We start from the raw sequence: 12,611 nt of genomic DNA, 5'->3' as shown, positions 1-12,611 counted from the left end.
GGTGAAGAACTACGAGGAAGCGCTGGCCACGGCCAACGACACCGAGTTCGGCCTGTCGGCCGGCATCGCCACCACCTCGCTGAAGTACGCGACGCACTTCAAGCGCCACAGCCAGGCGGGCATGGTGATGGTCAACCTGCCGACGGCGGGGGTGGACTACCACGTGCCCTTCGGCGGGCGCAAGGGATCGAGCTACGGCCCGCGCGAGCAGGGCAGGTACGCGCAGGAGTTCTTCACCGTGGTGAAGACGGCCTATACCCAGACGTGAGGGCCGCAAGAACTTTGCTGACCCGAGACCCACGCACACGGAGACAAATCTTTCATGCCCATCGCCCGAAGCGGCTCGAAGTCGTTCCTCGGTATGAGGATGGCGCGGCGCCGGCCAAGCTCCTTCAGCGGGACCAGGACCGCTGGACCCAACTGGTCGCGCGCACGGGCATCCAGCTTGACTGACACCACTCATCTTTTACGACCAAGGACCCCTATGACCACCACCCAAACCGCCCCTGACACCGAATCGCAGTTGCTGGACCTTGAAGCGCAGCGCTGCAGTGCCATGAAGCGCGCCGACTTCGCGCGCCTGCGCGAGATCCTCCACCCCGGTCTCACGCACGTGCATGCAAAGGGTCAGACCGACGACTACGAAAGCTACTTTCGAGCCGGCGGCACGCACGTCGACTACCGCCAGATCGACCGCTCGGACCTGAAGGTCGAGGTGCTGGGCGATGCGGCACTGATGACAGGCCGACAACTGCTTGTCGCCGTGCGCAAGGACGGCAGCGGCACCGTGCGTATCGACTCTCGGGTCATGCAGGTCTGGGCGCGGCACGATGGCCATTGGCGGCAGCTGGCGTTCCAGACCACGCCGCTGGAAATGAGCATCACATGAGCGCCGGCTCCCGCGCGCGGTACGGAAGCCGGTTGCCGCCATCGATCCGCCGAGAGGTCCATCGTGCCAACTGATCGCAAGCGCCTGTTCGACAGCGTGCAGTTTGGCAGGCAGGTCCTGCCCAGCCGAATCGTGATGTCCTCGATGTCCAGGGATCGCTCCCCTCGGGGCGTTCCTACGGAACTCAATGCGGCGTATTACGCACAGCGCGCGAGCGCCGGCTTGATCATCACGGAGTCGACCGCGGTTTCAGCACGCGGCGTAGGCTGGCCCAACACCCCTGGCATCTTCACTGATGAGCAGGTGGCGGGTTGGCGCAAGGTGACCGACGCAGTGCATCAGCGCGGTGGGCGGGTCTTTTCCCAGCTTTGGCATTGCGGCCGAAACTCGCACCCGTTGAATCAGGCAAACGGCGCTCTGCCCATCGGGCCATCCGCGATCATCTCCGAAGCGACCGTGCGCACTTCTCAGGGGCGAATGCCACTTCTGGTTCCACACGAACTCGCGACGGGCGAGATCCCCGGTGTGGTGGACGAATATCGGTCCGCGGCGCAGGCGGCCCTGGAGGCGGGATTCGACGGCGTGCAGGTGCACGCGGGCAATGGATTCCTGCTCGACCAATTCTTGCGGGATTCGTCGAACCAACGTCGCGACGGCTACGGTGGGACTGTTCAGAATCGTTGCCGATTGCTGCTGGAGGTCGTGGAGGCGGTGTGCGAGATTTGGGGCGAGGACCGCGTCGGGGTCCGCATGTCGCCGACAAATCCGACGAACTATCGGCTCTCGGACGCCAACCCTGAGCTGCTGCTGCGGACCGCGCTGGCATCCCTGAGCGAGCTGAAGATCTGCTACGTCGACATCGTCGAAGGCTCGACCACGAGCGGGCCCGCGACGCACGCAGTGGACTATGCATCGAGCCGCCGCTGCTTTTCCGGCCTGTACGTCGCGAACAATGGATTGCGCACCCGGGCGCAGGCGGAGGCCGCCTTGGATTCGCACGCCGATCTGGTGTCCTTCGGCCGGCCTTTCATCGCCAACCCCGATCTGCCGCGGAGATTGCAGACCGGTGCCGCCCAGACCCCCTTGAACGAGGCGTCCGTCTATTCGCCCGATCATCGTGGATACACCGACTACCCATTCCTCGACGACGACGCGTGACGCCGCCGTTCCGCCACATGAAAAACGCCACATTCCTGAGTTCAGAGAACAAGCCTTCCGGACATACCGTCTCTCGTCGGTCTGCCTTGCGGGGACTGGCTGCTGCGGGGCTGAGCACCTTCGGCTGTTCATGCCTTTGGTCGCAGACGCCGTATCCTTCGAGGCCGATTCGCCTGGTGGTGACGCTGCCCGCAGGCACGTCTGCCGACGCGATGGCACGGTTCATCGCAGAACGTGCCGGGCGTGAGCTTGGACAGCCGGTCATCGTGGACAATCGGCCCGGGGCAAGCTCCATCATTGGCGCTCAGGCCGTGGCCACCGCACCGGCCGACGGGTATACCTTGCTCTATGGCCTGGCCCCGTCGATCTCGTTGAACCCGCACCTTTTCAAGAAGCTGCCGTACAAGGCCTCGGATTTCATCCCGATCATCCACCTGCTGGATGTGCCGTTCGTGTGGATCGTTCGAGCCGACTCGCCGTATCGCAATTTGCGCGATCTGCTGCAGGCTGCCAAGGCACAGCCTGGAACGCTGAGCTACGCCTCCTATGGCGAGGGCTCCCCCAACCACGTCGCGGTGTTGCAGATTCTCCAATCCAACGGCGCGACGATGACGCACGTGCCCTACAAGGATGGTGGACTGATGGACATCGTTGCCGGTCGGGTGGACAGCGCTCTCGAAGTGACCGCGATGGCGATGCCGCACATCCAAACAGGCAAGCTTCGGCCGCTGGCGGTGTCGGCGCGCGAGCGGCTGCCCCAACTGCCCGATGTGCCCACGCTCGCGGAGCTGAATTTCGGGCCGCCGCTTTACTCGTGGAACGGGATCTTCGCACTGACCGGGACACCGCCAGAGGTCGTTCAGCGTCTGGCCGGCGTGATGCAGGGGATCGCATCGAGTCCGGCGTATCGCCAGAAGGTGATGGACTTCACGCAGGTCCCGGTGGGAGGCACGCCGAAAGAGTTCGCTGCCTTCCTGGCCAAAGACTCGGACGCGTGGGGCAAGGTCATCCTGCGAAGCAACATTCGCATTGAATGACTGATCCTTCCCACTGAATCGAGCTTTTCGATTCGATGCGGGCTGGGTGAGCTGGGGCGGGCTCACACCATCGGCGCGGCCCAGCGCCTCAACGCAGGCGCCACCGGCGCCGCAGGCAGCGCCGCCTCGATTCCCAGCGCGACGCCGAGCAGCGCGGTGTCCGATGCAGCCGGTCCGGTGAGCTCCAGGCCGGCAGGCAGGCCGTCCTGGGTCTGGCCCATCGGCAGGCTCAGGGCGGGCAGCCCCGCCATGCCCGCGGGGCCCGTATTGCGGATGTAGGCCGAGAAGGCCGAGGCCGGGCGTCCGCACACGGTGACCTCCACGTCCTCGCCCAGTCGCGCGGCCGTGAGCGGGCTGGTCGGAAACAGCAGCGCGGCGATGCCATGCCGCGCGAAGCAATGGCGATAGGCCGCCTGCATGCGCGGCCGCAATTCGTGGAGCGCGTGTGCGTAGGCCTCGGCGGTGATGGCGCCCGCGCCGAACAGGCGCTCGAAGAGCGGCCGCACGTCGGGACTCACGATCGCGCGGGTGAGCTTGCGGGCGTCGAACGGCCGCTCGTGGCGCGCGAAATAGGCGCCGAGCGCGGGCAGGATCTCGTGCAGTGAGATCGACATCGAGCCCTCCTGGAAGAGTGCGCCGGCTTCGGCCAGATCGCAGGGCACGAGCACGGCGCCGGCGTTGCGCAGACGGGCCAGCGACTGCTGCGCGAGCGTTGCCACGGGAGGGTCGATCTGTTCCCAGAAATAGCCGCCGGGCACCCCGAGGCGCAGGCCCGCCAGCGGGGTCGATGCCATCCGAAGCGGCCCGTCGGCGACTGCATGGTCGATCAGCACGCAGTCGTCCACGCTGCGCGCCATGACGCCTGCGGTATCGAAAGTCGGAGAGATCGGTACCAGGCCGTCGCCTGGCCAGCGACCGGTGGTCGGCCGGAAGCCGACCAGTCCGCACAGTGCAGCCGGCACGCGCACCGAGCCGCCGGTGTCGGTGCCGATCGCCACCGGCGCGGCACGCATGCCGAGCAGCGTGGCGTTGCCGCCGCTGGAGCCGCCGCTGATGCGCGAGCTGTCGAAGGGATTGCGCGAGGGCCCGAAGGCGTGGTTGTGGCCGGTGACGCCCTGCGACCACTCGTGCAGGTTCGTCTTGCCCAGCACCAGCGCACCCGCGTCCAGCAGGCGTTGCGTCACGCCGGCGGGGCGGCGTGGCCGGTGGTCGGCCATCCACGGGCTGCCGGCGGTGGTGGGGAAGCCGACCACGTCGATGTTGTCCTTGAAGGCGAGCGGGAGGCCATGAAGCGGGCGATGGCCGGGCGCCGGCGGCGGCCCGGCGTCGAGCGCGGCAGCCTCGCGGCGCAGGCGTGCCGGATCGCTATGGATCAGGGCGCCCAGCTCGGCGATGGCCTCGGCGCGCTCGAGCAGCGCCTCGGCATAGGCGCTGGCGGCGAGCTCGCCTCGGTGCATCCGTTCGGCGGCTTCGCGGGCGGAAAGATCGGTCAGCGCATGCATTCGGTTCATCACGGTTCAATTTGGGGCGGCGTGGGCGACGAAGTGCATGTTTCGGGCCAATTCGACGAAATCTTGGCCGGAAGAGGCCGAAAAACACATGGCATGGATACTGCTAGATCTAGTTTTTGTATCCATGAGGCCTCCCCATGTCATTCAAGTCCTTGCGTATCCTGACCGCCGTCGCTGTGTCGGCGGCTCTCTTGGCGGCCCTGCCCGCGTCCGCTGCGGAGAAGGTGTCGGTGCGCCTCAAGTGGCTGGCGCAGGCGCAGTTCGCCGGGTTCTTCGTGGCGAAGGCCAAGGGCTTCTATGAAGAGGGTGGGCTCGATCTGACCATCAACCCGGGCGGCCCGAACCTCAATGTCGAGACCCTCGTTGCTTCCGGCAACGACACCTTCGGTCTGGCCGGCGGCACGGAGACGGTGCTCTTCGCCCGCGAGAAGGGCCTGCCTCTCGTGTGCATCGGCGTGACGGTGCAGACCACGCCCTTCACTTATGTCACCTACAAGGATTCGGGCATCACCAAGGTGAAGGACTTCGCGGGCAAGAAGGTCGCGACCTGGTTCACCGGCACCCAGTACACGCTCTATTCGATGCTGGCCTCCGCCGGCGTGAAGCAGTCCGAGCTGACCATCGTGCCGCAGTCCGGCTCGCTGGCGCCCTTCGTCGAGAAGCAGTTCGACGTCGCCGCCGCCACCTACTACAACGAGCTCAACACGCTCAAGGAGCAGGGCCTCGGCGACAGGCTCACGCTGATCAAGCCCGACGACTACGGCGTGATCGTGCAGCAGGACACGGTGCTCGTGTCGGAGAAGTACCGCAACGAGAATCCGAAGCAGGTGCAGGCCTTCATGAATGCCACCATCAAGGGCTGGAAGTACGCGCTGCAGAACAAGAAGGAAGCCATCGACATCGTCATGGCCGCCTCGCCCAGCCTGAACCGCGCCCACCAGGAGGCGATGCTCGACGAGTTCGAGAAGCTGGTGAAGGCCGGCCGCGGCAGCAGCGACGGCATTCTCGCCATCGACCTGCCGACCGTGGAGAAGATGCAGGCGCAGATGGTCGAGTACAAGGCGCTGAAGGCGCCGACCGATCTCGCCAAGGCCTACGACGCCAGCTTCTGGGCCAAGGTGCCGGCCGGCGACAAGAAGTTCTGAGCCGCGATGCCATGAAGTTCATGCCCCACGAAGTGAGGTTGCCGGCCGCGGCGGATGCCGCGCCGCCGATGCTCGAGCTGGTCAACGTGTGGAAGCGCTTCGGCGAAGGCCAGGCGCAGACCGTGGCGGTGTCCGGCGTCAATTTGCGGATCGCGAAGAGCGAGTTCGTGACGCTCGTGGGGCCCTCGGGTTGCGGCAAGTCGACGCTCTTCAACATGATCTCCGGCCTGCTGCCGCCCGACGACGACGGCTCGCTGCTGTTCGGCGGCGCGCCGCAGCGCGACGGCCAGCTGCTCGGCAAGGTGTCCTTCATGCCGCAGCGCGACCTGCTGTTTCCGTGGCGCACCGTGCTGGACAACGCGATCCTGGCGCTCGAGGTCGAAGGCGTCCCGCGCAAGGAGGCGCGCGACCGTGCGCGCGCCATGCTGCCCGAGTTCGGCCTGACCGGCTTCGCCGACCACTACCCGCACCAGCTCTCGGGCGGCATGCGCCAGCGCGTGGCGCTGATGCGCACCTTCCTGTTCGAGCGCGACCTGCTGCTGCTCGACGAGCCTTTCGGTGCGCTCGATGCGCTCACGCGCAGCCGCATGCAGCACTGGCTGCTCGACATCTGGGCGCGGCATCGGCGCACGGTGCTGTTCATCACGCACGACATCGACGAGGCCATCGTGCTCGGCGACAAGGTGCTGGTCATGACGGCGCGCCCCGGCACGGTGAAGAGCGAGACGGCCATCGACCTGCCGCGTCCGCGTGATCCGTCGATCGTGCTGTCGCCCGAGTTCATCGGCCTGAAGCAACGGCTGCTGGCCGAGATCGAGGAGGAGAGCCGCAAGACCTTCGCCCAGGAGGAGCGCGCTTCGTGACATCCATGATGCAACGCGCGCTGCGTTCCCCCGTGCTGGCCTTCGCCGGACTGGCGATCGTCTGGGAGATCGCGGTGCATGCCTTCGCGCCGTCGCCGCGCTACATGCCGGCGCTGAGCGCCATCGCGCAGGACGCCTGGTCGGTCGGGCCGCAGCTGATGCGCGCCTTCGGCCGCACGCTGCTCGAGACCGTGCTCGGCTTTGCGCTGGGCGCGGCGTTCGGCTGCGCCTGCGGCACGGCCTTCTCGTATTCGCGCTGGATGGAGCGCTCGGTGTTCCCGCTGTTCGTGGTGTCGCAGACGGTGCCGGTGGTGGCCTTCGGCGCGCTCATCGTCATCTGGTTCGGCAACTCGCTGCTGGCCAAGGTCATGACCGCGTTCTTCCTGACCTTCTTCCCCGTCACCGTGAACACGCTGCGCGGCCTCAAGTCCTGCGATCCGCAGCGCATCGCGCTGATGAAGAGCTTCGGCGCCGGCGGGCTCCTCATGTTCTTCAAGCTCGCCGTCCCTTCGGCCCTGCCGCAGATCATGGTGGGCCTGCGCGTGGCCATCGGCCTGAGCCTGATCGGTTCGGTGGTCGGCGAATGGTTCGGCGAGACGACGGGCCTGGGCGTGATGCTGATGGAGGCGATGAACGCCGATCTCGTCGTGCGGCTGTGGGTCGTGATGTTCGCCTGCGGGCTGATGGGTGCGCTGCTCTACGGGCTGCTCACCTTCGTGGAAAGGAGGCTCGTATGGTGGCGCAGCGAAAGCTGACGGCATCGCCCGTGCTGCCGGTGATCCTGAGCGTCATCGTGCTGCTGGCGGTGTGGGAGGGCGCGATCGCGCTCTTCGAGATCCCGCCCTTCGTGCTGCCGAGCCTGGGCGCGATCGTGCGCCATGCCATCACCGACACCGGCCGCCTCGCTGCGGCGCTGGCGGCGACGCTCGGCGAGGCACTGGGCGGCTATGCGCTGGGCAGTGTGCTCGGCCTGGCGGTGGCGGTGCTGCTGCTGCTCGCGCCGCCGCTGGAGCGTATCGTGATGCCGCTGGCCGTGGCGGTGAACGCCGTGCCGACGGTGGCCTATGCACCGCTGTTCCTGATCTGGTTCGGGCTCGGCGCGGCCTCGAAGATCGCGCTGGTCGCGTTGGCGGTCGGCTTCACGATGCTGGTGAATGCGCTGCATGGCCTGAAGCAGGCCGACCTGGCGGCCGTGAACCTGATGCGCAGCTTCGGTGCCGGGCCCCTGAAGATCGTCTGGCGCCTCCGGCTGCCGGTGGCCATGCCCTCGGTGGTGACCGCGCTGCGCATCGGCGTGCCGCGCAGCATGATCGTCGCGATCGTGGGCGAGATGCTGGGCGCCTATGCCGGACTCGGCCGGATGATCTATGAATCGACGCAGCAGGTCGACCTGCTGAGCGTGTGGTCGGCGGTACTGGCCGCCTCGGTGGCCAGCATGGTCTTCTATGGCGTGCTGGTCTGGATCGACCGGAAACTGGTGTGGTGGCGTTGATGACGACGAAGACCAACCCCGCGGCCTATCCCGCGACCGAAGCCGAGCTGCGGGTCCAGCTCGCCGCCTGCTACCGATTGGTGGCGCACTTCGGCATGGACGACCTGATCTACAACCACATCTCGGCGCGCGTGCCGGGGCCCGAGCATCATTTCCTCATCAACCCCTACGGGCTGCTGTTCTCGGAAGTGACCGCATCGTCGCTGGTGAAGATCGACCTCGACGGCAACAAGGTGGACGAGACCGACAGCGAGGTCAACCAGGCCGGCTTCGTGATCCACAGCGCGATCCATGCGGGACGGCCCGACGCGCTGTGCGTGCTGCACACGCACTCCGACGCCGGCACCGCGATCGCGGCCATGCCGAACGGCCTGTCGCCGCTGAGCCAGTTCGCGATGCGCTACCAGGGCCACACCGCCTTCCACGACTACGAGGGCGTGGCGCTGGAGACCGGCGAGCGCGAGCGCCTGGTGCGCGACCTGGGCCCCCACCACACGCTGGTGCTGCGCAACCACGGCATCCTGACCGTGGGCCGCACGATTCCCGAGGCCTTCATTCTCATGTACTACTTCGAGAAGGCGGCCAAGGTGCAGCTGCTGGCGCAGGGCGGTCTTGCGCCCGGCGAATCGCTGGTGTACCCGCAGCCCGAAGCGAGCGCGCTGGCGGCGCGCCAGTTCACCGAATTCGCCGGCGACATCCTGCCGCCCGGCACCCGGGAGTGGCCGGCGTTCCTGCGCATGCTGGAGCGCACCCAACCCGACTACAGGCGCTGACGCCTGCTTCTTTCCTCAGACCTCAGACAGACACGAATCCCGACCATGCAACTCGAGAACCTCACCTCCTTCATCGGTACCGAAGTCAAGGGCATCGACCTGCGCGAGCCCGTGAGCGATGCCGACTTCGCCGTGCTGCGCGACACGCTCAACCAACGCTCGGTGCTGCTGTTCCGCGGCCAGAAGCTCGACGAATCGCAGCATGTCGCGTTCTCGCGCCGCTTCGGTCCGTTGCTGGGCCATGTGCTGACCCAGTTCCTGAAGAAGGAGCACCCCGAGGTCTATGTGCTGTCGAACGTGTCGGAGAACGGCAAGCCGATCGGCAACCACAAGGAGGGCTGGAACTGGCACTCCGATCTCTCGTACAAGGCCGAGCCCTCGATGGGCGCGCTGCTCTATGCGCTCGAGGTGCCGCCGGTGGAGGGCGACACCTTCTTCGCCTCGATGCGTGCGGCCTACGAGGCGCTCGACGAGGACATGAAGGCGCGCATCCGGCCCATGACCGCCACCCACAGCTACGCGAACTACTACGGGCGGGCCTTTGCCGACCGCAACCCGCTGACGCCCGAGCAACTGGCCGCCACGCCCGACGTGGTGCACCCGCTGGTGCGCACGCACCCCGAGACGGGCCGGCTCTCGCTCTATGTCGGCGAGGACGTGGTCAAGCAGATCGACGGCCTGCCGGCCGAGGAAAGCGCCGCGCTCCTCGCCGAGCTCAACGCGCACGCGATCGCGCCCGAATTCAGCTACCGCCACCAGTGGCTGGCAGGCGACCTGCTGGTCTGGGACAACCGCTGCACCATGCACCGCGCCACGCCCTACGACGACAAGGTCTATCGGCGCGTGATGCACCGCACCACCGTGGCCGGAGACCGTCCGTTCTGAACCCTCGAGACCGCAACCGGCCGGCGTTTGCCCACAACCAGAAAGAAGACATGAGCATCGAACCCAAGGAACCCGATACCGCGCAAACCCCGCAGCCGCGTGGGCGCGACCGGCAGCGTGTGAGGGGCGGCGCCACGCTGTCCGACGAGCTGAAGGACACGCTCGAGGACCTGATCGTGAGCGGCGTGCTCAAGCCCGGCGCCCGGCTCGACGAGGCCGAGCTGTCCGAGCGCTTCAAGGTGTCTCGCACGCCGGTGCGCGAGGCGCTCAAGGCACTGGCCGCGACCGGCCTGGTGGACCTGCGCAACCGGCAGGGCGTTTGCGTGGCGCGCATCTCGCTGCCGATGCTCATCGAGATGTTCCAGATGATGGCCGTGATGGAAGGCCTGTGCGCCAAGTTCGCCGCGCGCCGGTCCACCGAGGCGCAGAAGCTGCGCATGGGCCAGCTGCACGACGAACTCACGCGCATCCTTTCTTCGGGCGACCACTCGCGCTTCTACGACGTGAACCAGGACTTTCACGACGCGCTCTACGAGGCTTCCAACACGCACTACCTGGCCGAGCAGACCCGTGCGCTGCGCAAGCGCGTGCGCGTCTACCGCCGCTACGTCACCTTCCAGCCCGGCCGCATGGCCGCCACCATCGGCGAGCACGGCGCGATCCTCGACGCGATACGGCGCAACGACCCGGCCGCTGCATTCGCCGCCGCCGTCGACCACGTGAGCCTGCTCGAGGACGACATCGTCGACCTGATCGCGGCGCTGTCCGAGCAGGACGCGGGCGTGGCCTGAGCTTCATCCCGCATTGACATCCCATTTTTCGATCCGCATCCCAGGACAACACGCCATGAAACTCCAACTCGAAGGCAAGACCGTACTCATCACCGGAGCCTCCAAAGGCATCGGCCTCGCAGCCGCCCACGCGTTCGCGGCCGAAGGCTGCCACCTGCACCTGGCCGCCCGCGACGGCGTGGCCCTGACGGCGGCGCGCGAGGACATCTCGAAGGCCCACCCGGTCACGGTGGCGATCCATCCGATGGACCTCGCCGCGCCCGGCGCGATGGGCCAGCTCGCCGACGCCGCCGGCCCGGTCGACATCCTCGTGAACAACGCAGGCGACATTCCCTCGGGCCCGATCGAGTCGCTCGACTTCGCCGCGGTGCGCCGCGGCTTCCAGCTCAAGGTGCTGGGCTACATGGAACTCAGCCAGATCTACTACGCCCGGATGAAGGCCGCGGGCGGCGGCGTGATCGTCAACGACATCGGCAACTCCGGCGAGAACTGGGACGCCAACTACATCGCCGGCTCCACCGGCAATGCGGCCGTCATGGCCTTCACGCGCGCGCTCGGCGGCGTCAGCCTGGACGACGGCATCCGCGTGGTCGGCGTCAACCCCGGCCCGGTGGCCACCGACCGCATGGTCAAGCTGATGAAGCGCCGCGCGCTCGACACGCACGGCGACGAGGGCCGCTGGGAGGATCTGTTCGACAACTATCCCGGCGGCCGCCCGGCCACGCCCGAAGAAGTGGCCGAACTGATGGTCTTCCTGGCCTCGCCACGTGCGGGCTACATCACCGGCACCGTGGTGACCATCGACGGCGGCATTGCCGCGCGCGGTTCGATCATCAAGACCAGCAAGAAGGTCATCGCCGCCGAGCAGGCGCGGAGGCTCGCGGCATGAGCGCGGTATTGAAGTCCTTCCCCGCGGCGCCCGCCGCCCCGGCGACGAACGATGCGGAAACCCGCAACCAGTACTTCGACCGGCTCTTCACCAACCCCGACCTGATGTGGCTGGGCCAGAACACCAACCACTTCCCGCTGCATCCGGCCGTGCGCAAGGCGCTGCACGACGCGATCGACGACGAGAGCTTCCATGCCTATGCGCCGCCGCTGGGCATGGAGGCCTTGCGCACGGCCATCGTGGCCGACCTGGGCGTGCCGGAGCAGTCGGCGGTGGTCACCGACGGCGCGGTCTCCGCGCTGGCGCTGGCCTGCCGCGCCTTCTGTGCCGAAGGCAAGGGTTTCGTCACCACCGACCCGGGCTGGAAGTGGCCGCTCCAGTTCGCGGCCAAGGCCGGCTCGGTGATCACCGAGGTCCCGATCTACGGCCCCGAGTACGGCTTCAAGCTCTCGGCCGAGGCGCTGGCCGCGGCGACCGACAGGAACACCGCCGTCATCTATCTGGTCGACCCGAACAACCCGCTCGGCACCGCCTACACCGAGGACGAGATCCGGGCCTTCGCGGATCGCGCGCGCGAGATCGGCGCGATCCTGATCCACGACTGCACCTACCGCGACTTCGCCGACAGCCACACGCTGGCCGCGCGCTTCTATCCGGAAGGCACGGTCACCATCGTGAGCTTCTCGAAGTGGCTCGGCCTGGCCGGCCTGCGCCTGGGCGCGCTGGTCGCGTCGCCCGCGCTGCTCGCGCGCATCCTGCCGCATTCGCAGGCCCCGCTCGGGGCCAGCGTGCTGGCCCAGCGCGCGGCCATCGCGGGCCTGGCCGTGAAGGACGAATGGATGCGCAGCGTGATCGCGCAGCAGCGCGAGAACCAGCGCCTGATCGTCGATGCCTTTGCCCGGCTGCCAGGGTTCGAGGTGCCGGTGTTTCCTTCGCAGGCGAACTTCATCGTGGTCGAGTGCACCGGCGCCGGCGTGACGCCCGAGGCGCTGGTCACCGCGCTCGGCGAGCACGACATCATGGTGCGCCAGGGCACCTACCACACGCCGCGCTTCGGCCACCGCTTCGTGAAGATCTCCACCACCGTGCCGAAGGCCTGGGCCCAGGCCCTGTGCGACGTGCTGCCGCGGGCTGTCGAGCGCGCCCGCAGCCTGCCCGCGACCGCGGCACTTTTCTGA

At 67.5% G+C, this 12,611-nt stretch carries 14 protein-coding genes; 13 read left to right on the top strand and 1 reads right to left on the bottom strand.

The features are described from left to right. The 4 genes from AC1DYD_RS29205 to AC1DYD_RS29190 all read left to right on the top strand — a co-directional run. On the top strand, window positions 1–268 hold a 268-nt coding region (locus AC1DYD_RS29205), incomplete at its 5' end, for an aldehyde dehydrogenase family protein (RefSeq protein WP_478176247.1). Window positions 269–484: 216 nt separating this feature from the next. After that, a complete protein-coding gene (locus AC1DYD_RS29200) occupies window positions 485–889 on the top strand; it encodes a nuclear transport factor 2 family protein (RefSeq protein ID WP_478176246.1) in 405 nt (134 codons plus the stop codon). Between the two features lie 63 nt (window positions 890–952). Further along, the gene (locus AC1DYD_RS29195) at window positions 953–2,047 is read left to right on the top strand and encodes an alkene reductase (protein ID WP_478176245.1); all 1,095 of its coding nucleotides are present in this window, start codon (window positions 953–955) and stop codon (window positions 2,045–2,047) included. A 176-nt stretch (window positions 2,048–2,223) separates the two neighbouring features. After that, window positions 2,224–3,084, top strand: a complete 861-nt coding sequence (locus tag AC1DYD_RS29190) for a tripartite tricarboxylate transporter substrate binding protein (RefSeq protein WP_478176244.1) — start codon at window positions 2,224–2,226, stop codon at window positions 3,082–3,084. Between the two features lie 62 nt (window positions 3,085–3,146). On the opposite strand, the gene AC1DYD_RS29185 is transcribed toward AC1DYD_RS29190, so the two are convergent. Further along, window positions 3,147–4,595: an amidase family protein gene (locus tag AC1DYD_RS29185; RefSeq protein WP_478176243.1), complete on the bottom strand. Its 1,449-nt coding sequence runs from the start codon at window positions 4,593–4,595 to the stop codon at window positions 3,147–3,149. A gap of 137 nt (window positions 4,596–4,732) precedes the next feature. Here AC1DYD_RS29185 and AC1DYD_RS29180 point away from each other — a divergent pair, with 137 nt between their 5' ends. From AC1DYD_RS29180 to AC1DYD_RS29140, 9 genes are read left to right on the top strand one after another with little or no spacing between them, the layout of a single operon-like run. Next, window positions 4,733–5,740: an ABC transporter substrate-binding protein gene (locus AC1DYD_RS29180; RefSeq protein WP_478176242.1), complete on the top strand. Its 1,008-nt coding sequence runs from the start codon at window positions 4,733–4,735 to the stop codon at window positions 5,738–5,740. A gap of 11 nt (window positions 5,741–5,751) precedes the next feature. Further along, on the top strand, window positions 5,752–6,603 hold the full coding sequence (locus AC1DYD_RS29175; RefSeq protein ID WP_478176241.1) for an ABC transporter ATP-binding protein: 852 nt from the start codon (window positions 5,752–5,754) through the stop codon (window positions 6,601–6,603). A 5-nt stretch (window positions 6,604–6,608) separates the two neighbouring features. After that, on the top strand, window positions 6,609–7,358 hold the full coding sequence (locus AC1DYD_RS29170; protein WP_478176252.1) for an ABC transporter permease: 750 nt from the start codon (window positions 6,609–6,611) through the stop codon (window positions 7,356–7,358). Beyond that, window positions 7,337–8,095, top strand: coding sequence for an ABC transporter permease (locus tag AC1DYD_RS29165; RefSeq protein ID WP_478176240.1), 759 nt, complete (start codon window positions 7,337–7,339; stop codon window positions 8,093–8,095). Before AC1DYD_RS29170 ends, AC1DYD_RS29165 begins: the two co-directional genes overlap by 22 nt. Next, window positions 8,095–8,868 (top strand): class II aldolase/adducin family protein, encoded by a 774-nt coding sequence (locus AC1DYD_RS29160; protein WP_478176239.1) that lies wholly within the window; start codon window positions 8,095–8,097, stop codon window positions 8,866–8,868. Before AC1DYD_RS29165 ends, AC1DYD_RS29160 begins: the two co-directional genes overlap by 1 nt. A gap of 45 nt (window positions 8,869–8,913) precedes the next feature. Then, window positions 8,914–9,753, top strand: a complete 840-nt coding sequence (locus AC1DYD_RS29155) for a TauD/TfdA dioxygenase family protein (RefSeq protein ID WP_478176238.1) — start codon at window positions 8,914–8,916, stop codon at window positions 9,751–9,753. Window positions 9,754–9,803: 50 nt separating this feature from the next. Beyond that, window positions 9,804–10,544 (top strand): GntR family transcriptional regulator, encoded by a 741-nt coding sequence (locus tag AC1DYD_RS29150; RefSeq protein ID WP_478176237.1) that lies wholly within the window; start codon window positions 9,804–9,806, stop codon window positions 10,542–10,544. 55 nt (window positions 10,545–10,599) lie between these two features. Next, on the top strand, window positions 10,600–11,433 hold the full coding sequence (locus tag AC1DYD_RS29145) for an SDR family oxidoreductase (protein ID WP_478176236.1): 834 nt from the start codon (window positions 10,600–10,602) through the stop codon (window positions 11,431–11,433). Beyond that, window positions 11,430–12,611: a pyridoxal phosphate-dependent aminotransferase gene (locus AC1DYD_RS29140; RefSeq protein ID WP_478176235.1), complete on the top strand. Its 1,182-nt coding sequence runs from the start codon at window positions 11,430–11,432 to the stop codon at window positions 12,609–12,611. Before AC1DYD_RS29145 ends, AC1DYD_RS29140 begins: the two co-directional genes overlap by 4 nt.

This window comes from Variovorax sp. P4_B11 (assembly GCF_056402355.1).
This window is presented reverse-complemented; position numbering and strand designations above follow the sequence as displayed.

Coding starts and splice junctions, on each gene's coding strand:
- AC1DYD_RS29200 (WP_478176246.1), top strand. CDS start 485: ATGACCACCACCCAAACCGCCCCTGACACCGAATCGCAGTTGCTGGAC.
- AC1DYD_RS29185 (WP_478176243.1), bottom strand. CDS start 4,595: ATGAACCGAATGCATGCGCTGACCGATCTTTCCGCCCGCGAAGCCGCC.
- AC1DYD_RS29180 (WP_478176242.1), top strand. CDS start 4,733: ATGTCATTCAAGTCCTTGCGTATCCTGACCGCCGTCGCTGTGTCGGCG.
- AC1DYD_RS29175 (WP_478176241.1), top strand. CDS start 5,752: ATGAAGTTCATGCCCCACGAAGTGAGGTTGCCGGCCGCGGCGGATGCC.
- AC1DYD_RS29170 (WP_478176252.1), top strand. CDS start 6,609: ATGATGCAACGCGCGCTGCGTTCCCCCGTGCTGGCCTTCGCCGGACTG.
- AC1DYD_RS29165 (WP_478176240.1), top strand. CDS start 7,337: ATGGTGGCGCAGCGAAAGCTGACGGCATCGCCCGTGCTGCCGGTGATC.
- AC1DYD_RS29160 (WP_478176239.1), top strand. CDS start 8,095: ATGACGACGAAGACCAACCCCGCGGCCTATCCCGCGACCGAAGCCGAG.
- AC1DYD_RS29155 (WP_478176238.1), top strand. CDS start 8,914: ATGCAACTCGAGAACCTCACCTCCTTCATCGGTACCGAAGTCAAGGGC.
- AC1DYD_RS29150 (WP_478176237.1), top strand. CDS start 9,804: ATGAGCATCGAACCCAAGGAACCCGATACCGCGCAAACCCCGCAGCCG.
- AC1DYD_RS29145 (WP_478176236.1), top strand. CDS start 10,600: ATGAAACTCCAACTCGAAGGCAAGACCGTACTCATCACCGGAGCCTCC.
- AC1DYD_RS29140 (WP_478176235.1), top strand. CDS start 11,430: ATGAGCGCGGTATTGAAGTCCTTCCCCGCGGCGCCCGCCGCCCCGGCG.